We start from the raw sequence: 23,377 nt of genomic DNA on the forward strand, positions 1-23,377 counted from the left end.
CAACGGAGGTTGCGGCAGGTCACTATGATCACCCGGTCGATTTCCCCTCGTGGAGAGTAGTCAGCATGTCGCAGCCGCCCGTCCACCCCACGTCGGGAAGTCCCGCCGGCGGCCCGTCCCCGTCCCCCGGCACGCCGGGGCGGGACGGAGACCGGTACGGCAACCAGCAGCCCTACGGCGAACAACCCACCCAGGCGTACGGCGCCGCGCCCGGCCAGGGCCACGGCCAGCAGCCGTACGGCGAGCAACCCACCCAGGGGTACGGGCAGCCGGACCGCCAGCCGTACGGCGAGCAGCCGACCCAGCCGTACGGCGCCGCGCCCGGCCAGCCCTACGGTCAGCAGCCGTACGACGCCCAGCCGGGCCAGGGCTACGGTCAGCAGCCGTACAGCACCCAGCCCGGCCAGCCCTACGGCCAGCAGCCGTACGGCCAGCCCGGCCAGCCCGGCCAGCCCTACGGACCCACGTCCGGCCAGCCGTACGGGTCCACGCCCGGTCAGCCGTACGGCGGCCAGCCGGGCGATCCCTACGGCCAGCAGCCGGGTCAGTCGTACCCGAACCCGTACGGCGGCGTGCCGGGCGCGACGCCGCCGAAGAAGTCCCGGGCCGGCCGCATCGTCCTGATCGTCCTCGCGGTCGTGGTGCTGCTCTGCGCGGGCGGCGGCACGGCGGTCTGGTTCGCGGTGAAGGACGACGTCGGTGACGTGGTCTCGGCCACCAAGATTCGAGTGGCGGCGCCGGACCAGCTCAACGGTCGGCCGAAGTCGACCGAGCCGCAGGTGCAGAAGCTGGGCGACCAGATGAAGAGCGGGATGGAGAGCGCCCTGCCGCAGTCGACCAGCACGGTCGGGCAGTTCTACGGCAGCATCGCGAAGCGGAACCTGGTGATGGTCACCGCCGCGTCGGGCCGGGTGATCGACAAGAACAAGCAGGTCGACGACGCGATCCGGGAGTTCGGGCAGTCCGGCCCGAAGATCAAGGACGTGCACACCATCGAGCCGGGGCCGCTCGGCGGGGTGGTCAAGTGCGGCGACGCCGACGCCTCCTCGGACGTGCCGGTCGGCGTGTGCGTGTGGGCCGACGGCGGGAGCGTCGGGCTGATCGGGATGTTCTTCAAGAGCGCCGACGACGTCGAGAAGGAGTTCGTGGACATGCGCGGCCAGATCGAGCAGCGCTGAGGCGGAACACCGCTTCGGGGCGTACCGCGGGAAAGGGGTGCCGGGCACGAGCCCGGCACCCCTTCGCGTAGGCCCGGATCAGCCGGTCGGGGCCGTCTTCGCCCGCTCCGCGGCACTGCGCAGCACGCAGAACTCGTTGCCCTCCGGATCGGCGAGCACCGCCCAGCCCGTGCCGTCCGGCCTGCGCCGGTCGTACGCCATGCTGGCGCCCAGGGCCAGCAGCCGATCGACCTCCTCGTCTCGGGACCGGTCGGTCGGCTGCAGGCAGAAGTGCAGCCGGTTCTTCACCGTCTTGCCCTCCGGAACCTGCTGGAAGAAGACGACCGGACCGACACCGTCCGGCGGCACCAGCAGCGCCTCCGGGTCGCCCGGGAAGTCCTCGGGGTGCCGGGGGTAGCCGAGCACCTCGGCCCAGAACCCGGCCAGGGCGTACGTGTCCGCACAGTCGATGCAGACGTTCTCGATTCGTGAAGTCATGAGAGATTTCCTCCACCATGGAGTCGAAGGCGCCCCGCGGGAGAAAGGTCAGCGGATGCGGCGGGGCGCGGCGAATGTCGAGTACATGACCGCACCTCCCTCCCACATCCTGGGCTGACGGCGGAAGCCTCGCACGCCTCCCGACGGTTCGCAACATCATTTGGACTCGCCCGGCCGCGCGGCGGCCCGGAGCGCGTAGCCGCTCAGCCGCGGCCGGGCTCGGGTCCGCGCGCCGGCGCGGCGGCCGACCCGGTCGCCACCGGGGTGGCCTCGGCGGCCGGCAGCGTCACCGTCACCTCGAGCCCACCGCCCGGCTGGGCGGTGGCGGTCACCGTGCCGCCATGCGCCTGGCAGACGGCCCGCACGATGGACAGTCCGAGACCCGAGCCGCGGGCCCCGGTCCGTTCCCGGCCGCCCCGCCGGAACGGCTCGAACAGCCCCGGTACGTCCGCCTGCTCGACCTCGAACCCGGTGTTGCCGACCACCAGCCAGGCCCGCTCGGCGTCCGCGCCGGTCCGCACCCACAGCCGCCCGTGGCCGTGGTTGTACCGCACCGCGTTCTCGATGAGGTTGCCGGCGAGCCGCTCCAGCAGCCCCGGATCCCCCACCACCAGGGCCGGCGCCAGCGACACCCGTACCTCCAGCGAGAGCCGTTCGGTCTCGCGCCGCATGGCCGACAGCGCCGCGCCGGCGCCGGCCGCGAGGTCGGTGGGCACCCTCCGGCCCAGCCGGCTGCCCGCCTGGGCCTCGCTGCGGGCCAGCACGAGCAGCGCGTCGACCAGGCCGTTCGCCCGCTCCGAGGCGTCCCGCACCACGGTGGCCATCCGGCGGTACTCCGCCACGTCCGCCTCGTCGTCGGCCATCGTCACGTCGATCTCGGTACGCATCACCGCCAGCGGCGTACGCAGCTCGTGCGAGGCGTTGGCCACGAACCGCCGCTGCGCCTCGAACGCCTCGGCCAGTCGATCGAGCATGGCGTCGAAGGTGGCCGCGAGCTCCGCCACCTCGTCGTCGGCGCCGGAGTACCGGATCCGCTGGTCCAGCGTGGCCTCGCCGAGCCGGCGGGCGGTCTGGGTCACCTGGTGCAGCGGCCGCAGCGACCGGCCGGCCACCGCGTACGCCCCGGCCACCCCGATGATGCTCACCGCGAGCAGCGCCACCAGGCCCTTGGTCAGCAGTTCCCGGCTGGCCGTGTTGGCCGCCAGCCGCTGCCACTGGATGGCGTCCAGCTGCCGCCCGTCCCGCAGCACCACCGTGGTGCCCGGCCGGAGCAGATCGGCCGGGTGCAGGGCGTCGGCGAGCAGCACCCAGGCCAGGATCAGCAGGATCGCGCCCGCGCCGACCAGCAGCATGCCGTTCAGCAGCGTGAGCCGGAGCCGGAGGGTGGGCCGCAGTCGGGGCCGCCGGGGGCCGGCCCGGCCCGCGAACGGGCCGGCGGGCGGCCCCGCGGCGCGGCCGCCGACGGACGGACCGGCCTCCGCCACCGGCGCCCTCATGCCGGCGTCCGGTCCGCGTCCACGGCCGGCACCCGGTACCCGACGCCCACCACCGTCTCGATCAACGGCGGGTCCCCCAGTTTCTTCCGCAGCGTCATCACGGTCACCCGGACCGTCGTGGTGAACGGGTCGGCGTTCGCGTCCCAGACCCGCTCCAGCAGCTCTTCGGTGGAGACCACCCCGCCGCGCGCCTTGAGCAGCTCCTCCAGCACCCCGAACTCCTTGCGGGTGAGGTCCACCGGGGTACCGGCGCGGGTGGCCAGCCGCCTGGCCGGATCCACCACCAGATCGGCCACGGCCAGCACCGGCGGGGCCGGCGGGGTGGCCCGCCGGCCAAGCGCCTGCACCCGGGCCACCAGCTCGTCGAAGGCGAACGGCTTGGGCAGGTAGTCGTCCGCGCCCAGCCGCAGCCCCTCCACCCGGTCGGCCACCGTGCCGCTGGCGGTGAGCATCAGCACCCGGGTGAGCGCGCCCGAGGCGACCAGGTCGGCGCAGATCTCGTCGCCGTGCCGGCCGGGCAGGTCGCGGTCCAGCACCACCACGTCGTACCGGGTGACGAAGGCCATCTCGTGCCCCTCGTCCCCGTCGTACGCGACGTCCACCGCCATGCCCTGGCGGCGCAGCCCCCGACCGATCGCGTCCGCGAGGGCCCGCTCGTCCTCCACCACCAGCACCCGCACCCGGGCCTCCCTGCCTACGCCGTTGCCAGCCAAGTTAGCCGGGCCGGCCAAACGACCGCCAGGGCCGCCGGGCCGCCGCCAGGGCCGGCGGACCGAACATCGACCCATCCCCGTGCCGCCGCTAACCGGTCAGCCGCCAGATGCCCAGCCGGCTGTCCGTGCGGAGGCAGATCAGCAGATCCCACCGGGCCTGGCAGCTGCCCACCAGGTCCCGCAGCGCGCCGAGCACCCGCACGGTGGCCCCGATCGGGTCCAGCACGGCGACGAGGCTCACCCCGTCGTGGCCGTACCGCACCCCGTAGACCCGACGGCCGTCGCCGGACGTACCCACCAGGGCCCATCGGCCCAGCTCGGCGCGGACGTGTCCGGTGTCCCGGTCGAGCACGGCCACCGGAAAGGTGCCGGTCGGGTCCCGCCCGTCCTGATCCACCACGAGTAGGGCGTTCCCGTTGTGGAAGGCCAGCCGCGAGGGCCGCTGGCGCCACCGGGTGAGGCCGGTGGCCGGGTCCAGCGCCTCGAGCTGCTGGTCGGCGAGGCAGAGCAGGCCAGCGCAGTCGGTCCACTCCGACTGCCGGCCGACGAGGCCGGTCCGGCGCCACCGCCGATCCAGCCCGTCCAGGCCGTACGCGGTGGTCACGCCGTCGGGCGTGCCGACCAGCACGAGGCCGGCGGCCACCGACAGCTCCCCGTCCGGGGTGGGTGGCGGCACGTCACGCGCGCCGACCTGCCGCCCCGAGTCCGGGTCCAGCAGCACCAGCCGGCCGGTGGGCAGCCAGTGGACCAGCAGCGACACCCGCTCGGTGAGCGGGTCCGACCGGCCCGAGGCCATGGTGCCGCCCGGCAGGTCCACCGACCACTGTTGGGCGCCGGTGACCGCGTCCACCGACCACAGCCGGCTCGGCGCCGGCTGTTCGGCCGGCCCCGGCGGCGCGAGCAGCACGTGGCCGGCGGTGGTGATCCCGGCCGGCCGGGCCGGCTGCCGCCAGCGGAGGGCGCCGGTGGCTGCGTCCAGCGCGAACACCTGCTGCGGGTCGGACTGCCAGGAGGTGAACAGCAGCATGTCGCCGACCCGGCCGACCAGATCCGGCGGCCCGAGGGGTGGCAGCGCCAGCGGCTGTTCGGTCAGTTTGCGGCCGTCCGGCAGCCGGTACACCGTCAGCCGCGACGTCCGCGGCCGGCTGGGATCCTCGACGCTCGGGTCGGCCACGAACAGCCGGTCCCCGCCCAACACCACCAGGGCGCCCACCGGCGCCGCCACGTCGGTACCGGGCAGCCCTCGGGGGTCGGGACCGGAGCCGGCCAGCGCGGCCATCAGCGCCAGCACCGCGAGCACGGCCGGCCAGCGCGGCCAACCGCCCGGGGCGCCCGGCAGCAGCTCCGGCCGGTCGGGCGTCAGCTCCCCCAGCTCGATCGTTGCCATCCGGCACCGCCGTCCGCCGTCCGGAGGCCCTCGGCCGGTTGCCCGGACGCCGGCCGCCCGACCTGGTACCACCTGTACGATGTCGCGTCGTGCCAGTTCCGGTCGTAGCCAACCCGTCCGACGCCGACTCCGGGTCCACCGAGCCCGGCCCCCGGACGTCCCGGCGCCGGCTCGACCGCGCCGACCTCCTGGCCTTCGCAGCGTACGTCGTCCTCGGCGTGTTCGTCTGTGCCGGTTACTGGGCGGATGTGCAGCACCGGATCTCGTCCCACCTGCCCACCGACCACAGCTGGTTCGAGTGGCTCTTCGCGCACGGCGCCTACTCGGTGCGCCACCTGAGCAACCCGCTCTTCTCGGCCCGGCAGAACGCCCCGGACGGGGTGAACATGATGGCCAACACCTCGCTGCTGGGCGTCACGCTGCCGCTGTCGCCGATCACGATGCTCTTCGGGCCCCAGGTGACGTACGCGCTCTATCTCGGCCTGGCGCTGGCCGGCACCGCCGGGACGGCGTACTGGGTGCTGCGCCGGGACCTGGTGTCCAGCCGGGCGGCCGCGTTCCTCGGCGGCGCCTTCCTGGGCTTCGCGCCGGGGGTCATCCACCACGCCAACGGGCAGCCGAACTTCGCCTCGAACTTCCTGCTGCCGCTGATCGTCGCCCAGGTCTTCCGGCTGGGCGCCCCGGGCCGCCGCTGGCGCTCGGACGGCGTGCTGCTCGGCCTGCTGGTCGCGTACCAGATCTTCCTGAACGAGGAGATGCTGCTGCTCACGGCGCTGGCCTGCGCGGTTGGCCTGGCCGCGTACGCGGTGTTCCGGCCGGCCGCGGCGCGGGGCCGGCTGGTCCCGTTCGGGCTCGGCGCGGCCGCGGCCGGGGCCGTCACGCTGGTGCTCACCGCATACCCCCTGTGGTTCCAGTTCTCCGGCCCACAGTCGTACCGCGGCCTGCAGGGCGGGGTGTTCCACGGCTGGGGCGAGGACCTGGCGGCCTTCGTCACCTACTCCCGGGACACCCTGGCCGGCAGCCCGGCCGTGGAGAAGACGATCGGGGTGACCGAGCAGAACACCTGGCTCGGCTGGCCACTCGTGCTGCTGGCCCTGGTGACCGCGGTGGCGTTGTGGCGGCGCTCGGTGCCGGCCCGGGTGGCCAGCGTGCTGATCGTGGTGTTCGGCATCGCCGCGCTCGGGCCCGAGGTGCGGGTGAACGCCCACGACACCGGGGTGCACGGGATCTGGCACTACATCTCCGACGACCTGCCGCTGGTCGAGATGATGATGCCCACCCGGCTCAGCCTGGTGCTGGTGGCCGCGGTCGGCGTGCTGATCGCGCTGGCCTGGGACGCGGTGCACCGGGCCCGCCGGACCGCGCCCGCTCCCGCCCCCGCCGACGCCGGCGCCGACGACCCGGCGGAACCCGACGGCGCGCCAGACCCCGCGCGCTCCGGCGGCGTCGGCCGCTGGCTCCGCCGGCCTTCCTGGATCGGGTACGCGGCCGTGGCGCTGGCCCTGCTGCCGATCGTCCCCCGGCCCCTGCCGGCCATGCCGGTGGACCCGCCGCCGCACTTCATCACCGCGGGCGGCTGGCGGCCGTACGTCCCGGCCGGCCGCTCGCTGGTGCCCGTCCCGCTGCCGAACAACGTGCAGGGGCTGTCGACGCTGCGCTGGAGCGCGCTCACCGAGCAGGAGTTCCCGGTTCCCGGCGGGTACTTCATCGGCCCGGGGCCGAACGACGAGGGGATCTTCGGGGTGGCGCCGCGGCCCACCGCCGCGCTGTTCTACGCGGTGGCCGACGGCCAGCCGGTGCCGGCGGTCGGCCCGGCGCAGCGCGCCCAGGCGCTCGCGGATCTGCGGTACTGGCGCGCCTCCGTGGTGGTGCTCGGTCCGCAGCCCCGGCACGACGCCCTGCTCGCGCTGGTCACCGATCTGCTCGGCCCCGGCCGCCGGGTCGACGACGTCTGGCTCTGGGACGTGCGCCCCCAGGTGCCCTGAGCGCCGGCGGACGCGTGGGGGTCGTCGCGCCGGTCTCGGATCCCGCTGCTAGGAGTCGCGCGGACCGGGGCGCTGGGCCGGCGGCTGCGGCTTGAAGCGGCGCACCTCGTGCGGCCAGCCGCAGGCCTCCGCGACCTTGCCGGCCCACATCTTGGCGGCCTCGTCGTCGGCCACGTCCACCAGGGCGAAGCCGCCCAGGAACTCCTTCGTCTCGACGTAGGGCCCGTCGGTGATCAGCACGGTGCCGCTGGTCGGGTCGGCGCTGTAGATCGGGCCGTCCTCCTCCTCCAGCCCGCCGGCGAAGACGTACACGCCGGCCGCCTTCATCTCCTCCGTGACCGCCCTGGCGAGCGGTCCGCGCCCGCGGAACCACTCCTCGGTGTGGTCGCCCACCCACTGCTGGTTGAAGTAGATGAGGTACTGGGTCATGACTGCTCCTCTGCTCCGGGCGGATCCCGCTGGCCGCCTCCAGTCACTCCACGAACGGTGACCGGAGAGTACGACAGCGCCGGCCCGGAAACCCCGCAACGATTTCGAGGTCGACGGTCAGCCGGTCAGCGGACGGACGTCCCAGACCCAGGCCCCGGCGATGAACCGGCCCGGGCCGAGCAGCCGGTCCAGGGTCTCCTTGACCGGCGCGCCGCGGGTCAGGCCGCCCTGCACCACCACGGCGGCCCGCCAGTAGCGCAGGTCGTCGACCGCCTCGGCCCGCTGCTCGGGGCCGACCGCCGGGATGTCGCCGGTGAACGCGACCCGGTCCAGCAGCACGGCCGTGGGCCGGTCCGGCGCGCCCCACCGGGCCTGCCGGTCGGCCGGACCGGTCGGGCCGATGAAGTAGCCGCCCGGGGTGGTGAACGCCAGGCCGGTACGGGCCGACCAGTACATCCCGTTGGTCGCCTCCCCGCCGCTGGTGGGCGGCACCGCCACCAGCGTGCGGCCGGGCGGCACGTACGACCGCCACTGGCCGCTGGCCACGAAGTCCGGCACCGGCCAGGCCGGCTTGCTGCGCAGCGGGGTCGGCACCAGCGGCAGCAGCACGGCCACCACCGCACCGGTCCAGAGCAACCGCACGGGCAGCGCGCCACCGCCGGCCAACCGGGGCAGCCGGTAGACCGTGTCGAGCGAGATCGCGAGCAGGATGGCCAGGACCGGTACGCAGATGAGCGCCAGCCGGGACGGCACCACCAGGTCCAGCACCGGCAGCTCGGACACCAGCCGGTACGGGCCGGGGATGCCGGTGTCCCGGTGCTCGAATCGGATCTCGGTGCCCAGCGACAGCGCCGCGAAGACGACCGCGGTGGCCGCGAGGGCCCGCACCAGCGGCCGGCGCCACTGCCACACCACGACGACGGCGGCCAGCACGATCAGGCTGAGCCCGAAGAACGAGCTCTCCTCGGACAGGTTCGGCGAGAGCAGCCCGGGCACCGCGTCGCTGCCGGTGATCGCCTGGCGCGACATGGAGGTGTACGAGGCCACGTCGAGCGCGAAGTTCGCCGTGCTGAACGGCATGCCCTGGTAGGAGCCGGGGCCGCGGAACTGGAACCACAGCGGGTACGCCAGCAGCACCCCGGCGGTGGGCGCCGCCACTGCCAGCCGGCCCAGCAGCGGCCCGGCCCGGCGTACCGCACCGGGTCGGGCGGCCAGGTAGGCCAGGCAGAACACCCCGAGGGCCAGCACCAGGAAGGCCAGCACCTCCTCGCCGAGGAAGACCTGGTATGCCACGAGCAGCCCGAGCAGCAGCCCGCGCCGGACGGTCCGGCCGTCGGCGGAGGGCAGCGCCACGGCAATGATCGCGGGCACCACGAACTGCGAGATCATGTGCAGGTGGCAGGTCGCCTGGGAGATCATCCCCGGGGCGAAGCCGCAGAAGAGGCCGCCCACCGCGGCCGCTCCCCGGGACGACACCAGGCGGCGGGAGAGCAGCAGGTACCAGGCGGCGGCGGTGCCGGCCAGGGCCAGCACGATGATCAGCCGGAGCGTGACGGTGGGGCCGAACGCCCAGGTGAGGGGCGCAAGCGGGATTCCCAGGCCGAGCACCGACGTGTTCGCCATCAGATTCACGCCGTCCGGCGCGTTCAGGTGGCTGCTGTAGAGCGGATTGTCCAGGTGCCGGACCGCCTGCGCGGCCCGGGCCAGCATCCATTCGAACAGGATCTGGTCGTTGTCCGTCAGCACCATCCGGTCGAGGTGCCGCCACAGCCGGGCCGTGACCGCCACGCCCGCCACGAGATAACCGAGCACGACGTACGCGTCAACCGCCCCGCCGTGCCGCCACCGGTCCCCCGGCGGCCAGCTCCCCGGCAGCCACCGTCCCGGCAGCCACCTTCCCGGCCGGCGCCGCGGGTCGTCCCCGGTGGTCGACGCCCGTGGTTCCGCCGGGCCCGCCCGCGACGGGATCAAGCCTGACCGCCCAGAGTGGGCGGGTCCGGCGGAACCACCCGCGTCGGACATCAGGTTCCTCGGGCCGTCAGCGGCCGCACGTCCCACAACCACACGTCGGACTGCCGGCGCGCCGGGCCGGCGATCTGCTCCACGGTGGCCCGCAGCGCGTCGGCGTTGTGCTCGTTGACCGGCAGGACCAGGATCGCGGCCCGCCAGTAGCGCAGCTCGTCGAGCGCCCGGCGGCGCTGCCGCTCGCCGGGCCGGACGCTCCGGCCGGTGCTGGCCACGTCGTCGAGCAGCTCGCCGACCCCGCTCGGCCGGCCGCCGAACCGACCCGGGTCGCCCGTGTTGCCGTTGCGCGGGGCGAGGAAGTAGCCCCCGGGGATCTTGAAGCCGAGGTCGGCCGCGGCGGCCCAGCGCATCCCGTTGGTGTGCCCCATGCCGGGCACCGGGATGGGGACCAGGGTCTGGTCGGCCGCCACGTACGGCTTCCACTGACCGGACGTGATGAAGCGCGGCACCGCCGGCCGGGCCGTCTCGACCAGCGGGATGGGCAGGATCGGCACCAGCGCGATGGCCAGCGCCGCGGCCGTGACGCCGCGGACGGCGCGCCGGTCACCGGTCTGCAGGGTCTGGGCCCGTTCGACCGCCTTGGCCAGCAGCACCCCGATGGTGACCGTCGTGATGAGGCCGAACCGGGTAGGCACCACGGCGTCCAGCAGCGGCGCGCGGACCAGCACGTCCCACGGCCCCCACACCGAACCCCGGTGCCAGTACGAGACCCGCTCGCCGAGCGACAGCACCGCGAAGATCAGGCCGGTTGCCGCGAGCGCCCGGACGATCCGGTCGCGGCGCAGCCACACCACGATGGCGACGGTGACGAGCAGCAGCCCCCAGCCGAAGAACGCGTTCTCCTCCGAGTAGTTCGGGGCCAGGTTGGCGTTGCCCCGCTCGTTGCCGCCCAGGGTGGCCGACCCGGGGTTGACGAACGCCGCCAGGTCGTTGCCGTAGTTCTGCACCGCGTCGCTGAGGCCGTGGTACGCCTGCGGGCCCGCGAACTGGATGCGCAGCGGGTACGCCAGCAGCGCCACCGCGAGCACGCCGCAGACCGCCAGCCCGACGGCCAGCGGTCGCCAGGCCGCCCGCCACCGGGCCGGCTCCTGCACCAGCACGGCCGCCAGGAAGACCAGGCAGGCCAGCGCCGTGAACAGCAGGATCTCCTCGTTGATGAACGCCTGATAGGTCACGAGCAGGCCGAGGACCAGGCCGTCCCGGACCGGCCGCCGGGACCGGGTCAGGGTGATGACCCGCCAGACGATGAACGGCAGGAGGAACTGACTGATGATGTTCGGATGCCAGTTGGCGTGCGACAGCATGGCCGGTGAGAAGCCGAGGAACCAGCCGCCCAGCGCCGCCGCGAGCGGCACCCGCACCACGTGCCGGGACAGGATGTAATACCAGGCGTACGCCGTGCCGGCCAGGCCGAGCGTCACCAGCACCACGAACGACACGGCCGGCCCGAAGAGCAGCGTCACCGGCACCATCGGGATGCCGAGCCCGAGGATGGCGGTGTTGGCCATCAGGTTGACGCCGTCCGGGTAGTTCAGCCGGTCGGTGAAGAACGGAAACTCGCCGTGCAGCACCACCCGGACCGAGTGGGAGAGGAAGAACTGCACCTGCGCCGGGTCGCCGCTGTAGAGCGGCGCCACCCGGCGGGCGGGGTTGAGCCAGATCTGCCCGGTGACCCAGACGCCGACGAGCAGGTAGATCCCGAGGATGGCGAGGTCGCGCCGCCAGGTCGGCCAGCGCCACCGGCGGGTCCGGGCCGCGGCCGTCGGGGCGGTGCCGGTGGCACCGTCCCGCTCACCGCCGCCGTTCCGCCGCACGCCTCCGCCCTCCGCATCGGGCCCCGCACCCGCGCGCTCGGCCTCGGCCGGGGCCGCGCCCTCCGCCCGACCGGCGCCGGCCGGAGCCCCCGCGCCGTCGGGGCGCCCGGCGGCCGCCGGGGCCGCGCCGGTGGCCTGCCCGGCGCCGGCCGGGCTCGCACCCGGGTCGCTGCCGGTCGATCCGTTCCGGCGCGGGTCGGCGGCCTCGTCGGTGACCGCGCCGCGCGTCGCGTGCCGCGAGTCCCCGGTCTCCTCCGGGTCCGGCGGGGTGTCGAGGCGGGGCTCGGCTGGAGTCACAGTCGGCGGAGTCTACCGGAGCACACGGACAGATCCGGCGCAGGAGTGCGCGTCGAACGGCCCGGTCCGAACGGACACCGGGCCGCCGCTCGGGCAGGCGTCCACCATGGGCCGAGCTTACCGAGGGGAGCACGGAGGCCGGTCGGGAATTGCGTACGATGTGGCTTCTGGCCGTGTCGATGATCGGGGGTGCCGGTGAGAGGCTGTCGGATGCGGCCCTGGGCCGTGCCGGCCGCGGCGCTGGCCCTCGGGCTCCTGGCCGGCGGTTGTGCGGCGGCGCCCGCGGCGCCCGCGACCGTGCTGCGGGCCGGGTTCGACACGCTGGACGGCACGCTGCCGGTCTGGCCCGCCCGTGGCGGTCTGGCCGGAGACCGGGCGGCCGTCGCGGCCGTGAGCCGGGCCGTCGCGGCCTGGCGGTCCCCCGCCGGCGACGGCGCCTACCTGCCGGCCTCCGGCATCCTCTGGCTGGGTACGGCCGACGGCGCCCGGTTGGCGCTGGTGGCCGCCGCCGTGCCGGGCAACGGCGCCTCGTGGCTGGTGCAGCTCTCCGCGCGCGACTCCGACTTCACCGTCGACCGCGCCGTGGAATATCCCGACCCGGGCTACCTGGTCTATTCCGACGTGCTGCCGGTGCCGCTGGCCAGTGGCCGGCACTACCTCACCTCGACCCGGGTGACCCGGCTCGCCGGTCCGGCCGGCGACGTCTCGGTGAGCGACGGCCTCAGCGCGCCGGTGACCGTGCCGGCGTGCGCGCCGGCCGCCCTCACGGCCGCGCTGCGGGCCACCGATTCGCTGCCGCAGGGCAAGGCCGCGGACCGCATGATCGACCTGGGCGCCGGCATCGCGGCGCCGCGGTACCCGCTGGTGGGCGACGACTCCGACACCGCCCGCGCGGCGTTGAAGGGGCTCGACACCTGCTCGTTGGGCACCCGGGAGGGCCCCTTCGGGAGCGTGGAACGCCGCATCGCCGGCCGGGAGGAGGCCGCGTCCATGCCGGCCTCGTGGCCGATCGACCGGCTCGCCAGCCGCTCCCTGGGTGACGTGACGTTGGGCTCCAACCCGAGCGCCGAGCTGGACCAGCTCAGCTGGCGGACCGACTCCGGCGTGATGACCGCGGTGGTCCTCCGGCCGCCGACCGGGCCGCCCAGCTTCTCGGCGGCGGACCGGTTCAACCCGCTGCAGAGCTACGAGTTCGAGGTCGGCGGCAGGACGTACGTGGCGCTGGTCTGGCGGGCCGCGCCGGACAGCTCGGTCTCGGTGCCGAGCGAGACGGCCGCCCGCCTGGTCGACCGGCCGGGCCTCGTGGTGGTCGCCAAGCCGGCGGGCGAGCAGACGTACAGCCTGGTCACCCCGGACAAGACCTACTACCGGTCGGTCGGCGGATAGCCGGTCCGCGGCGGTCGGACCGCCGGCGGCGCTCGTCGCCGGGCCACGGCCGGAGAAGGCGGTCGGGCAGCGGGCCGGCGGAAAGCCGCGCGGCGCCGCCCGGCCCGGTGCCGGACGACGCCGCGGATGGCGGTCAGTTCCGCGCGGCGCGACCCTTGGCGGCGCGCTCGGCGCCGTTGCCCATCCGGACCGGCTCGATCGGCTCCTCCAGCAGCGACACCCAGCCGGTGATGTCCCGGGCCACGTCCTGGGCGGTCAACCGCAGGTCGGCCAGGATCTGCGCCCGGGTGCCGAACTCGTGCCAGCCCACCGGCACACCGAGGTCGCGCAGCGGAACCCGCACATCGGCGTCGCGCAGCGCGGTGGCCAGCGCGTCCCCGATGCCGCCGGCCCGTACGCCGTCCTCGACGGTCACCACGAGCCGGTGCCGCTCGGCCAGCTTCACCAGCTCGGTCGGCACCGGACGGACCCAGCGCGGGTCCACCACGGTGACCCCGTAGCCGTGCTCGGCCACCCGGTTGGCCACCTCCACGCCGAGCTGGCCGAACGCGCCCACCGCGACCAGCAGCACGTCCGTACGCTCCGACTCGGCCAGCACGTCGACGGCGCCGCCGGGCCCGGTCGCCTCCGGGCCGCCTATCCGGCGCACGGCCGGCAGGTCGGCGGCCACCGAGCCGGTCGGGAAGCGGACCACGGTCGGTCCGTCGTCGACGGCAACCGCCTCGCGCAACTCCTCGCGCAGCGTGGCGGCGTCCCGCGGCGCCGCCATCCGCAGCCCCGGCACGACGCCGAGGATCGACATGTCCCAGATGCCGTAGTGGCTGGGCCCGTCGGGACCGGTGACGCCGGCCCGGTCCAGCACGAACGTGACCGGCAGCCGGTGCAGCGCCACGTCCATCAGCACCTGGTCGAAGGCGCGGTTCAGGAAGGTGGCGTACAGCGCCACCACCGGGTGCATCCCGCCCAGCGCGAGGCCGGCGGCCGAGGTGACCGCGTGCTGCTCGGCGATGCCCACGTCGTACACCCGGTTGGGGTGCCGGCGGGCCAGCGCCGCCACGCCGGTCGGCTCGCCCATGGCCGCCGTGATGGCCACCACGTCCGGCCGCTCGTCGGCGAGCGCGATCAGCTCGTCCCGGAACACATGGGTCCACTTCACCGAGGGCGCCGCCAGCAGCTTGCCGGTCTCCACGTCGAACGCGCTGCCCGGGCTGTGCAGGCAGTCCGCCTCGTCCTCCTCGGCCGGCCGGTAGCCGTAGCCCTTCCGGGTCACCGCGTGCACGATCACCGGACCGCCGAAGTTCTTGGCGGCGCGCAGCGCCGACTCCAGCGCGGCGATGTCGTGCCCGTCCACCGGGCCCACGTACTTGATGCCGAGGTCCTCGAACATCGCCTGCGGCGCGACCGCGTCCTTGATCCCCTTCTTGACCGCGTGCAGCACCTCATACATCGGGCGGCCGACCAGTGGGGTGGAGCCGAGGGCGTCCTTGACCGCGTCCAGCACCTTCTCGTAGCCCGGGTTGAGCCGCAGCGAGGAGAGGTGGTCGGCCAGGCCGCCGATGGTCGGCGCGTACGACCGGCCGTTGTCGTTCACGACGATGACCAGCGGGTTGCCGGCGGTGGCGATGTTGTTGAGCGCCTCCCAGCACATGCCGCCGGTGAGCGCGCCGTCGCCCACCACGGCCACCACGCTGCGCTGCTCGCCCCGCAGCGCGTACGCCTTGGCCAGGCCGTCCGCGTAGGAGAGCGCGGTCGAGGCGTGGCAGTTCTCGATGAGGTCGTGCTCGCTCTCGGCCTGGTTGGGATAGCCGGACAGGCCGCCGCGCTGGCGGAGCCGGTCGAAGGCCTCCTGCCGGCCCGTCACCATCTTGTGCACGTACGCCTGGTGTCCGGTGTCGAACAGGAAGCGGTCCCTGGGCGAGTCGAAGACCCGGTGCAGCGCCAGGGTCAGCTCCACCACGCCGAGGTTGGGGCCGAGGTGACCGCCGGTGCGGGACACCTTCGCCACGAGGAAGTCCCGGATCTCGGCGGAGAGGACCGCCAGCTGCTCGGCGGACATCCGCTTGACGTCCCGGGGTCCCCGGACCGAGCCGAGCAGCTCGGCGCCGGTGGCCGAATCCTCTACATCACTCATGACGGGGAAGTCTATCGGCCGTCGCCCAGGGCGCAGCTCGGGCCGCCGTTCGCCCGGCAGGCCGAGGACCGCGGGCCTATCATGCGCGCCGCCCCCGCCGGCACGCCCACGAGCCGCCCCCGCGGGCACGCCCACGAAGGGGGGCGCGGCGGCCCGGCGCCGGCCGGCCCGGCGCCGGCTCAGCCGACGAGCAGCCGCCGCGGCGGACGGGTCACCCCCGGCGCCGGCCGGTCCGCCGCCACCGCCGTTCCGGGGGTCCAGCTGCCCAGCACGGCGGCCTCGCGGGCGCCGGTGACCGACGGCAGCGCCCCGGGCAGGTGGTGCCAGGACAGCCAGCCCAGCAGGCCGAACGCGTACGCCTCCCGGGCCTGCGCCGGGATCCCCAGCTCCTCGGTGCGGGCCAGCCGCCAGCGGCCGGCCCCCAGCGCCGCCAGCCGGGCCATCAGGACCGGGTTCCGCACGCCGCCGCCCGCGGCCAGGACCTCGACCACGCCGTGCCGGCCGCAGGCGGCCGCCACGATCCGGGCGGTGAGTTCGGTCACCGTTGCCACCAGGTCGTCCCGGTTGACCGGTTTGCCGAGTTCGGCCAGCCGGTCGTCCAGGTAGCGGGCCGAGAACAGTTCCTTGCCCGTCGACTTGGGCGGCGACGCCGCATAGTAGGGCTCGGCCAGCAGCAGCGCCAGCAGCTCCGGCTGGACCCGGCCGGCGGCCGCGCGGGCGCCGTCGACGTCGTACGGCAGGCCGCAGCGCCGGGCGGCCACATCGATGAGGGCGTTGGCGGGCCCGATGTCGTACCCGAGAACCGGCGCTGGCGGCGCGACCACGGTGAGATTGGCGATGCCGCCGAGATTCAGCGCCGCCCGCGCCGCCGGCCCGCCGTCGTCCCTGGACAGGACCGCCCGCGCGGCCGGCTCAGCGACCCCCCTCGGCACGGCCTCCCGGGCCGGCCGGCCGGCCGGCAGCTCAGGGCCGGCGCCGGCGAGCAGCAGGGCGTCGAAGGCCGGCACCAGCGGCGCGCCCTGGCCACCGGCGGCGATGTCCGCGGACCGCAGGTTGGACAGTACCGGCAGCCCGGTGCGGCGGGCGATCCAGGCCGGCTCCCCCAGCTGGAGCGTTCCGGCGGCCCGGCCGCCGTCGATCCAGTGGAACACCGTCTGCCCCGGCGACACCACCAGGTCCGCCCGGCCGCCGGCGATCTCCAGGCCGCTCGCGGCCGCATCGGCGAACACCTGGCCCAGCCGGGTGTCCAGCCGGCAGACCGCCTCGATGGTGGTGGCCGCGGGCGGCAGCAGGGCCGCGATCGCCGCCGGCACGTCCGCCGGGTACGGCAGGCTCCGCTCGCCCACCGGGCGCAGCCGGAGCGTGTCGCCGGCCAGCTCCCAGTCCGCCACCGCCACGTCGATGCCGTCGTACGACGTGCCGGACATCAGCGAGACGATGCGCACCCGGCTCAGCCCGGCAGCAGCAGGCCCACGCACTCGAGGTGCTGGGTCATCGGGAACAGGTCGAAGCCGCGTATCTCGGCCAGTCGCCAGCCGCCCGCCCGAAACGTCCGCACGTCCCGGGCAAAGGCGGCCGGGTCGCAGGCCACGTAGGCCACGGCCCGGGCGCCGGACCCGGCCACGGCCTCGGTGACCTCCCGGCCGGCGCCGGACCGCGGCGGATCCAGCACCACCAGGTCCACCGGGCCGGCGATCCGGCGGCGCCGCAGCGCGCGCTCGACCGGCGCCTGCACCACCTCGACGCCGGCCAGGTCCGCCAGGTTTGCCCGGGCCGCGGCCACGAGCTCCGGGTCCGCCTCCACCACCGTCACCCGGCCGCCGTCGGCGAGCGGACCGGCGAGGGCGCCCGCGAACAGGCCGACGCCGCCGTACAGGTCCCACGCCGTCTCGCCGGGGGCCGGCCGCAGCAGCTCCAGCACCGCGGTCGTGAGCGTGTCGGCGGCGGCCGGGTGGACCTGCCAGAAGGCGTCGGCGGGCAGCCGCCAGTCCCGCCCGGCCGCCGTTTCGGCGACGGTCTCCGGCCCGTCGACCGTGCGGGTCCCGCCCCGGCCCAGCTCCCGTACCGCGACGTCGCCGCCGCTGCTGACCACCGTGGTCACCTCGTCGGCGTCCGGCCACCGCCGGCCCGAGGACGCCAGCACCGGCAGCTCCTGCAGGGTCGGGTGCGCGATCAGGCAGCGGTCGATCGGCACGACCTCGTGCGAGCGGTGCTTGCGCAGCCCGGCCCGGTCCGCGGCGTCGACCGCGTAGCGCACCCGGGACCGCCAGCCCAGCGGGCCGCCCGGCAGCGCCCGGACCGTGAGGTCGAGGGCGGCCAGCTCGGTCGGTTCGAGACCGCCCAGCCGCTCCAGCTGCTCGCGGAGCACCGTGGACTTCCATTCCCGCTGCGCGTCCGGCGCCACATGCTGCAGGTCACAGCCGCCGCAGCGCCCCGGACGGGCGTACGGGCAGGGCGGCTCCACCCGCTCGGCGGCCGCCTCGAGCACCTCGACCGCGTCGGCCCGGGCGAACCCGCGGTGCGTCTCGGTCACCTCGGCGATCACCCGCTCGCCCGGCAGGGCGTGCCGGACGAACACCACCTGCCCCTCGTGCCGGGCCACGCAGTGCCCGCCGTGCGCGGGCGCGCCGACGGTCACCTCGATCCGCTCCGCCTCCTCCACCGTCACCGCGGTTCGCCGCCCTTCCGGCCGGTCGGCGCGGAGCCTTCGGCGCCGCTCGTGGCGGCCCCCTCCGCGTCCTTGGTGGCGACGCCGCCGGCGCCCCTCGTGTCGGTGCGCCCGGCGCCCCTCGTCGCGGTGGGCTCGGCGCCCTTCGCGGCCGTGGCCTCGGCCGGTTCCATGCCCGTTGCGGGCGACGGGGCCAACAGGCCGCCCAGCATGGCGCCGCGGGGCCCCCGGGCCGGTCCCCGGGTGAGTGTGGCGTCCAGCCGGTCCAGGTTGCGGGCCGCGCTCGACTCCAGCTGCCACGGGACGCTGGTGACCATCACGCCCGGCTCGAACAGCAGCCGGGTCTTCAGCCGCAGGGCGCTCTGGTTGTGCAGCAGGTTCTCCCACCAGTGGCCCACGACGTACTCGGGAATGAAGACCGTGACCACGTCGCGCGGCGACTCGCGGCGGGCCGACGCCACAAAGTCCAGGATGGGCCGGGTGATCTCCCGGTACGGCGAATCGACCACGGTGAGCGGCACGGTGATCTCCCGGCGCTCCCACTCGGCCTGGATCGCCCGGGTGTCCTTCTCGTCGACGTTGACGGTGACCGCGGTGAGCGTGTCCGGCCGGGTGGCCTTGGCGTACGCGAGGGCCCGCAGGGTCGGCTGGTGCACCTTGCTCACCAGCACCACGGCGTGGTTGCGGGCCGGCAGCACCGGCCGCCCCTCGTCGGTGGGGGTGAGCTCGCGGGCCACCGTGTCGTAGTGCTTGCGGATGGCCAGCATCAGCCCGTACGCGCAGGCCATGGCCACGATGGCGATCCAGGCGCCCAGCGCGAACTTGGTGATCAGCACGATGATCAGCACGATCCCGGTGAGCACCATGCCGAACGCGTTGATGGCCCGGGAACGGATCATCCGGTGCCGGGTCGCCGGGTCCCGCTCGGTGCGCAGCAGCCGGTTCCAGTGCCGGATCATGCCGGCCTGGGACAGCGTGAACGAGACGAAGACGCCGACGATGTAAAGGTTCACCAGCCGGGTCACCTGGGCCTGGTACGCCACGATGAGCACGCCCGCGAAGACCGCCAGCAGGACGATGCCGTTGGAGAACGCCAACCGGTCGCCGCGGGTGTGCAGCTGCCGGGGCAGGTAGCGGTCCTGGGCGAGGATCGACCCGAGCACCGGGAAGCCGTTGAACGCCGTGTTGGCGGCCAGGAACAGGATCAGCGCGGTCATCCCGGCCACCACGTACAGCAGGATCGAGCCCGAGCCGAAGACGGTCTCGCCGAGCTGGGTGGTGACGGTCTTCTGCACGTAGTCGGCCGGCCCGTTGACGATCTGCGCGCCGCTCTCCACGAACTGCAGCCTGGTCAGCCGGGCCAGCGTGACGATCCCGACCAGCATGCTGATCGCCACCACGCCGAGCAGCAGCAGGGTGGTGGCGGCGTTGCGGCTCTTCGGCGGCTTGAACGCTGGTACGCCATTGGAGATGGCCTCCACCCCGGTGAGCGCCGCGCAGCCGGAGGAGAACGTGCGCAGCAGCAGGAAGACCAGCGCGAAGCCGGTGACGCTGTGCTCGGCGTGGATCTCCAGGCCCGCGCTCGGCGCCCGCAGGTGGTCGCCCAGGATGAAGATCCGGATCAGGCCGGTGGCGATCATGCTGAGGATGACGATCATGAAGCCGTACGTGGGGATGGCGAAGGCCGTGCCAGACTCCCGCAGGCCACGCAGGTTCGCCGCGGTGAGCAGGGCCACCGCGGCGAGCGCCACCCCCACCTTGTGCTGCGCCACCCACGGGACCACCGAGCCCAGGTTGGCCACCCCGGAACTGGTCGACACGGCCACCGTGAGGATGTAGTCGACCATCAGCGCGCTGGCCACCCCCACCCCGAACCGGGAGCCGAGGTTGACCGTGGCCACCTCGTAGTCGCCGCCGCCGGACGGGTAGGCGTGCACGTTCTGCCGATAGCTGGCCACCACCGTGAGCATGACCACGACCACGGCGAGCGCGACCCAGGGCGAGAAGACGAACGCCGAGGCGCCCGCGATGGAGAGCGTCAGCAGGATCTCGTCCGGCGCGTACGCCACGCTGGAGAGCGCGTCCGAGGCGAAGACCGGCAGCGCGATGCGCTTGCTCAGCAGCGTGTGCTGCAGCCGGTCCGACCGGAACGGGCGGCCGAGCAGCAGGCGCTTCATCAGAGAGGTGGGTCGGGCCACAGCCGTCAAGCGTACGGCGGGTCGCGATCATCCGCCGCCGGGAGGTGGATCGATTGCTGTGGCCACCGACACGGTACGGTGCGCGGCCGCCCGTGCCCCCGCCGTCCTGCCGGGCCGAAGGGCGGGACGCCGGCCCGGCGGTCGACGTCAACCCGGACCTCGGACGGCGGCCCGGACGGCGGAGCGGTAACGTCCCGCCCGGGCGGGTCGTCCGCCATGGCACGCTGAGCGTGTGCCAACCGGTCCCGGGCGGGGTCGGTGGTCGGTCCGGGAGGAATCGCCGTGCATATCGTGATCATGGGGTGTGGGCGGGTGGGTTCCACCCTGGCGCACAGCCTGGAGGCCCGCGGGCACTCGGTGGCGGTCATCGACCAGGACTCCGACGCGTTCCGCCGGCTGGGCCCCGACTTCGGCGGGATCACGGTCACCGGCATCGGCTTCGACCGGGATGTGCTCCGGGAGGCCGGGATCGAGCGGGCCGACGCGTTCGCCGCCGTGTCCAGCGGCGACAACTCCAACATCATCTCCGCCCGGCTGGCCCGGGAGACCTTCGGGGTGTCCCGGGTGGCGGCCCGGATCTACGACCAGCGCCGGGCGCAGGTCTATGAGCGGCTCGGCATCCCCACCGTGGCCACCGTGCGCTGGACCGCCGACCGGATGGTCCGGCACCTGGTGCCGGAGGGCGACGTGGAGATCTTCCGGGACCCGACCAGCACGGTCTCGATCATCGAGGTGCCGCTGCACAAGGACTGGGTCGGCCGCCGGCTGAGCGCCCTGGAGGAGGCCGCCGGCGCCCGCGCGGCGTACGTGATCCGGTTCGGCATCGGCACGCTGCCCACCGCGTCCGCGGTGATCCAGGAGGGTGACCAGCTCTTCATGCTGGTGACCGACGACATCGCGCCGGCGGTCACCGCCGCGGCGGGCACCTCGCCCGAGGGAGGGCACTGACCATGCGGATCGCCATCGCCGGCGCCGGCAACGTGGGGCGGTCGATCGCCCAGGAGCTGATCGAGAACGGGCACCAGGTGATGCTCATCGACCGGCAGCCCAAGATGATGCGCCCCGAGCGGGTGCCGGACGCCGACTGGGTGCTGGCCGACGCCTGCGAGCTGGCCAGCCTCGAGGAGGCCGACGTCGCCGGCTGCGACGTGGTGGTGGCCGCGACCGGTGACGACAAGGTCAACCTGGTGGTCTCGCTGCTGGCCAAGACCGAGTTCGCGGTCGGCCGGGTGGTGGCCCGGGTCAACCGGGCGGAAAACGAGTGGCTGTTCACCGACCAGTGGGGGGTGGACGTGGCCGTGAGCAAGCCCCGGGTGATGGCCGCGCTGGTCGAGGAGGCGGTCACGGTGGGCGACCTGGTCCGGCTGATGACCTTCCGGCAGGGCCAGGCCAACCTCGTCGAGATCACGCTGCCGCCCACCGCGCCGTACGTGGGCGAGCCGGTCCGGTCCGTCCCGCTGCCCCGCGACTCGGTCCTGGTGACGATCCTGCGCGGCAAGCGGGTCCTGGCGCCCTCCCCGGACGACCCGCTGGAGGCCGGCGACGAGCTGATCTTCGTGTGCACGGCCGAGGTGGAGGACGAGGTACGGGCCGTCATCCTCGGCGCCGCGGCTGAGCGCTGATCGCCTGCTCACCGTTGGGGCGGGTTCGCCGGTCCTGGTGGGGGTTCGCCGACCCTGCCCACTCTGGGCGGTCAGGCTTGATCCCGACGTGGGCAGGGTCGGCGAACCCCTGCGCACGTTGCTGACGTGACCTCAAGGAATACCCGGATCCGTCGTGCGTGGCCGCCGTCGGGGGGTGCGGCGGCGGGGGTGACGGGCTGGGTGGCGTGGGGCGGGCCGGGCTGCGGTGGGGCTGGCTTGCGGGCGGGCCGGCCTGCGGTGAGGCTGGCTTAAGCCTGCCTGGGGTGGGTCGCTGGGGTCAGACGGCGGGGTCGGGGGTGCGGAGGGCGGGGTCGCGGGTGGTGCGGCGGACGGTCCAGACGGTGATGACCAGCAGCAGCGCGTAGGGCGGGTAGCCGAGGACGAGCCGGGCCACCCCGAGCGCGGTGTCCATGTTGGCCGCCCAGAGCGCGGCCTGCGCGCCGACCTTGAGCACCCAGACGACGCCCCACAGCGCGGTCAGCCGGACGAAGACCCGGACCAGCCGCGGATCGTCCCGCCAGTCGGACCGGCCCCCGGCGGCGATCACCGACCAGACCCAGCCGACCACCGGTTGACGGACGGCCGCGGAGATTAGCAGGGCGGCGCCCACGGCCAGCCCGTAGATGATGCCGGGCAGGTAGAAGTCGCGGGCGTTGCCGGTGCGCAGCGCGATGACGGCGCCGATGGCGACGCCCAGCAGTCCGTTCACCGCGTGCCGGACCGGGCGGCGCTGGGTCAGCCGGATCACCGCGATGACGACCGCGACGGCCACCGCCGCGATCACCGCGGGACGCAGCGGACCGATCACGTTGGCCAGCACGAACACCAGCACCGGGATGCTGGACTCCAGCATGCCGCGCCAGCCACCGAGCTGGTCGGCGACCTGCTCGGCGAAGCTCGGCAGCGGCTCCTCCGCCGGGGCCTCCGGGTCGGGACGGGCGATCGGCGGTTGTCCAGTGGTCATCGCGGCATCCGTTCGCGGCTCGGTCGGTCGTCCGGCGTCAATGGGGCGGCTCCAACTCGTAGTACGGGTTGTAGATGACTTTACGGTCGTCCCGTACCGCCAGCCGCCCGCGCGCGACAAGTTGGCGCCCGGGCTCGATGCCCGCGATGTGCCGCCGCCCGAGCCAGACCAGGGTCACCACGTCGGTGCCGTCGTACAGGTCCGCCTCCAGGGTCGGCAGGTTGGTCCGCGGCGTGTAGACCACGGTGCGCAGGCGCCCCGAGATCGACACGACCTGGCCGCGCCGGCACACCTCGGCGGGCGTGCCACCGGCGCGGGCGCTCTCCCGTTGGAGCTCCTGCGCCTCGATCTCGGCCTCGCTCGCGGTCAGCCGCTGGAACAAGCGGCGGACCGACACCCGGCTTTCGTCGGTCGCCATGACCTCGACGTCACCCTCTCCCGAAAAGGCGCGCTCGCCCGGCCCGCCGACGCGGCGAACCCTACCCCAGGGTACGCCCGCGAGCCCCCCGGGCCGCTACCCGCGGGACCCGAGGACCCGCGGGACCCGAGGACCCGCGGGACCCGAGGACCCGCGGGACCCGAGGAC

17 protein-coding genes and 1 pseudogene are annotated in these 23,377 nt (G+C 74.6%); 5 read left to right on the top strand and 13 right to left on the bottom strand.

Annotated elements, in window-relative coordinates; all coding sequences use genetic code 11:
* Positions 1 to 65 precede the first annotated feature (65 nt).
* A complete protein-coding gene (locus tag ACFFHU_RS05745; RefSeq protein ID WP_377336459.1) occupies positions 66 to 1,178 on the top strand; it encodes a hypothetical protein in 1,113 nt (370 codons plus the stop codon).
* 78 nt (positions 1,179 to 1,256) lie between these two features.
* Here ACFFHU_RS05745 and ACFFHU_RS05750 read toward each other — a convergent pair whose 3' ends face one another.
* The 4 genes from ACFFHU_RS05750 to ACFFHU_RS05765 all read right to left on the bottom strand — a co-directional run bounded on the left by ACFFHU_RS05750 (position 1,257) and on the right by ACFFHU_RS05765 (position 5,251).
* A complete protein-coding gene (locus ACFFHU_RS05750) occupies positions 1,257 to 1,655 on the bottom strand; it encodes a VOC family protein (protein ID WP_377336461.1) in 399 nt (132 codons plus the stop codon).
* Between the two features lie 203 nt (positions 1,656 to 1,858).
* Entirely contained in the window at positions 1,859 to 3,007 is a 1,149-nt protein-coding gene (locus tag ACFFHU_RS05755; RefSeq protein ID WP_377337248.1) for a sensor histidine kinase, read from the bottom strand.
* A 140-nt stretch (positions 3,008 to 3,147) separates the two neighbouring features.
* Positions 3,148 to 3,831: a response regulator transcription factor gene (locus ACFFHU_RS05760; RefSeq protein ID WP_377336463.1), complete on the bottom strand. Its 684-nt coding sequence runs from the start codon at positions 3,829 to 3,831 to the stop codon at positions 3,148 to 3,150.
* A 121-nt stretch (positions 3,832 to 3,952) separates the two neighbouring features.
* Entirely contained in the window at positions 3,953 to 5,251 is a 1,299-nt protein-coding gene (locus tag ACFFHU_RS05765) for an outer membrane protein assembly factor BamB family protein (protein WP_377336465.1), read from the bottom strand.
* A gap of 89 nt (positions 5,252 to 5,340) precedes the next feature.
* Here ACFFHU_RS05765 and ACFFHU_RS05770 point away from each other — a divergent pair, with 89 nt between their 5' ends.
* Positions 5,341 to 7,236 carry a DUF6311 domain-containing protein gene (locus tag ACFFHU_RS05770; protein ID WP_377336467.1) on the top strand — a complete coding sequence of 632 codons (1,896 nt, stop codon included), beginning with the start codon at positions 5,341 to 5,343 and terminating at the stop codon, positions 7,234 to 7,236.
* Positions 7,237 to 7,284: 48 nt separating this feature from the next.
* Here the strand turns inward: ACFFHU_RS05770 and ACFFHU_RS05775 are convergent, their stop codons facing one another.
* The 3 genes from ACFFHU_RS05775 to ACFFHU_RS05785 form a co-directional block, all read right to left on the bottom strand.
* On the bottom strand, positions 7,285 to 7,665 hold the full coding sequence (locus ACFFHU_RS05775; protein ID WP_377336469.1) for a YciI family protein: 381 nt from the start codon (positions 7,663 to 7,665) through the stop codon (positions 7,285 to 7,287).
* Positions 7,666 to 7,782: 117 nt separating this feature from the next.
* Positions 7,783 to 9,477, bottom strand: coding sequence for a DUF6311 domain-containing protein (locus ACFFHU_RS05780; RefSeq protein WP_377336471.1), 1,695 nt, complete (start codon positions 9,475 to 9,477; stop codon positions 7,783 to 7,785).
* A gap of 209 nt (positions 9,478 to 9,686) precedes the next feature.
* Complete coding sequence (locus tag ACFFHU_RS05785) at positions 9,687 to 11,504, bottom strand: DUF6311 domain-containing protein (RefSeq protein ID WP_377337249.1); 1,818 nt, start codon at positions 11,502 to 11,504, stop codon at positions 9,687 to 9,689.
* Between the two features lie 507 nt (positions 11,505 to 12,011).
* Between ACFFHU_RS05785 and ACFFHU_RS05790 the strand changes: the two genes are divergently transcribed.
* The gene (locus ACFFHU_RS05790; protein WP_377336473.1) at positions 12,012 to 13,187 is read left to right on the top strand and encodes a hypothetical protein; all 1,176 of its coding nucleotides are present in this window, start codon (positions 12,012 to 12,014) and stop codon (positions 13,185 to 13,187) included.
* Positions 13,188 to 13,320: 133 nt separating this feature from the next.
* On the opposite strand, the gene dxs is transcribed toward ACFFHU_RS05790, so the two are convergent.
* The 4 genes and pseudogenes from dxs to ACFFHU_RS05810 all read right to left on the bottom strand — a co-directional run.
* Positions 13,321 to 15,318 carry a 1-deoxy-D-xylulose-5-phosphate synthase gene (gene dxs, locus ACFFHU_RS05795; RefSeq protein ID WP_377336475.1) on the bottom strand — a complete coding sequence of 666 codons (1,998 nt, stop codon included), beginning with the start codon at positions 15,316 to 15,318 and terminating at the stop codon, positions 13,321 to 13,323.
* Positions 15,319 to 15,497: 179 nt separating this feature from the next.
* On the bottom strand, positions 15,498 to 16,796 hold the full coding sequence (locus ACFFHU_RS05800; protein WP_377336477.1) for an anhydro-N-acetylmuramic acid kinase: 1,299 nt from the start codon (positions 16,794 to 16,796) through the stop codon (positions 15,498 to 15,500).
* Positions 16,769 to 17,986 carry a class I SAM-dependent RNA methyltransferase gene (locus ACFFHU_RS05805; RefSeq protein WP_377336479.1) on the bottom strand — a complete coding sequence of 406 codons (1,218 nt, stop codon included), beginning with the start codon at positions 17,984 to 17,986 and terminating at the stop codon, positions 16,769 to 16,771. Before ACFFHU_RS05805 ends, ACFFHU_RS05800 begins: the two co-directional genes overlap by 28 nt.
* Positions 17,987 to 18,204: 218 nt before the next feature.
* Positions 18,205 to 20,184, bottom strand: a pseudogene (locus ACFFHU_RS05810) (APC family permease); the annotation flags it as partial.
* Between the two features lie 282 nt (positions 20,185 to 20,466).
* Between ACFFHU_RS05810 and ACFFHU_RS05815 the strand changes: the two are divergent.
* Together ACFFHU_RS05815 and ACFFHU_RS05820 are read left to right on the top strand one after the other, a co-directional pair.
* Positions 20,467 to 21,132 (top strand): potassium channel family protein, encoded by a 666-nt coding sequence (locus ACFFHU_RS05815; RefSeq protein WP_377336481.1) that lies wholly within the window; start codon positions 20,467 to 20,469, stop codon positions 21,130 to 21,132.
* On the top strand, positions 21,129 to 21,806 hold the full coding sequence (locus ACFFHU_RS05820) for a potassium channel family protein (RefSeq protein WP_377337250.1): 678 nt from the start codon (positions 21,129 to 21,131) through the stop codon (positions 21,804 to 21,806). The genes ACFFHU_RS05815 and ACFFHU_RS05820 overlap by 4 nt, the downstream gene beginning before the upstream one ends.
* A gap of 298 nt (positions 21,807 to 22,104) precedes the next feature.
* On the opposite strand, the gene ACFFHU_RS05825 is transcribed toward ACFFHU_RS05820, so the two are convergent.
* Positions 22,105 to 22,791 carry a DUF3159 domain-containing protein gene (locus ACFFHU_RS05825; protein ID WP_377336483.1) on the bottom strand — a complete coding sequence of 229 codons (687 nt, stop codon included), beginning with the start codon at positions 22,789 to 22,791 and terminating at the stop codon, positions 22,105 to 22,107.
* A 37-nt stretch (positions 22,792 to 22,828) separates the two neighbouring features.
* Positions 22,829 to 23,209 (bottom strand): OB-fold nucleic acid binding domain-containing protein, encoded by a 381-nt coding sequence (locus tag ACFFHU_RS05830; RefSeq protein WP_377336485.1) that lies wholly within the window; start codon positions 23,207 to 23,209, stop codon positions 22,829 to 22,831.
* Between the last annotated feature and the right edge of the window lie 168 nt (positions 23,210 to 23,377).

Origin of the sequence: Plantactinospora siamensis (assembly GCF_042434095.1) — a bacterium.
Taxonomy (GTDB): Bacteria; Actinomycetota; Actinomycetes; order Mycobacteriales; family Micromonosporaceae; genus KBS50.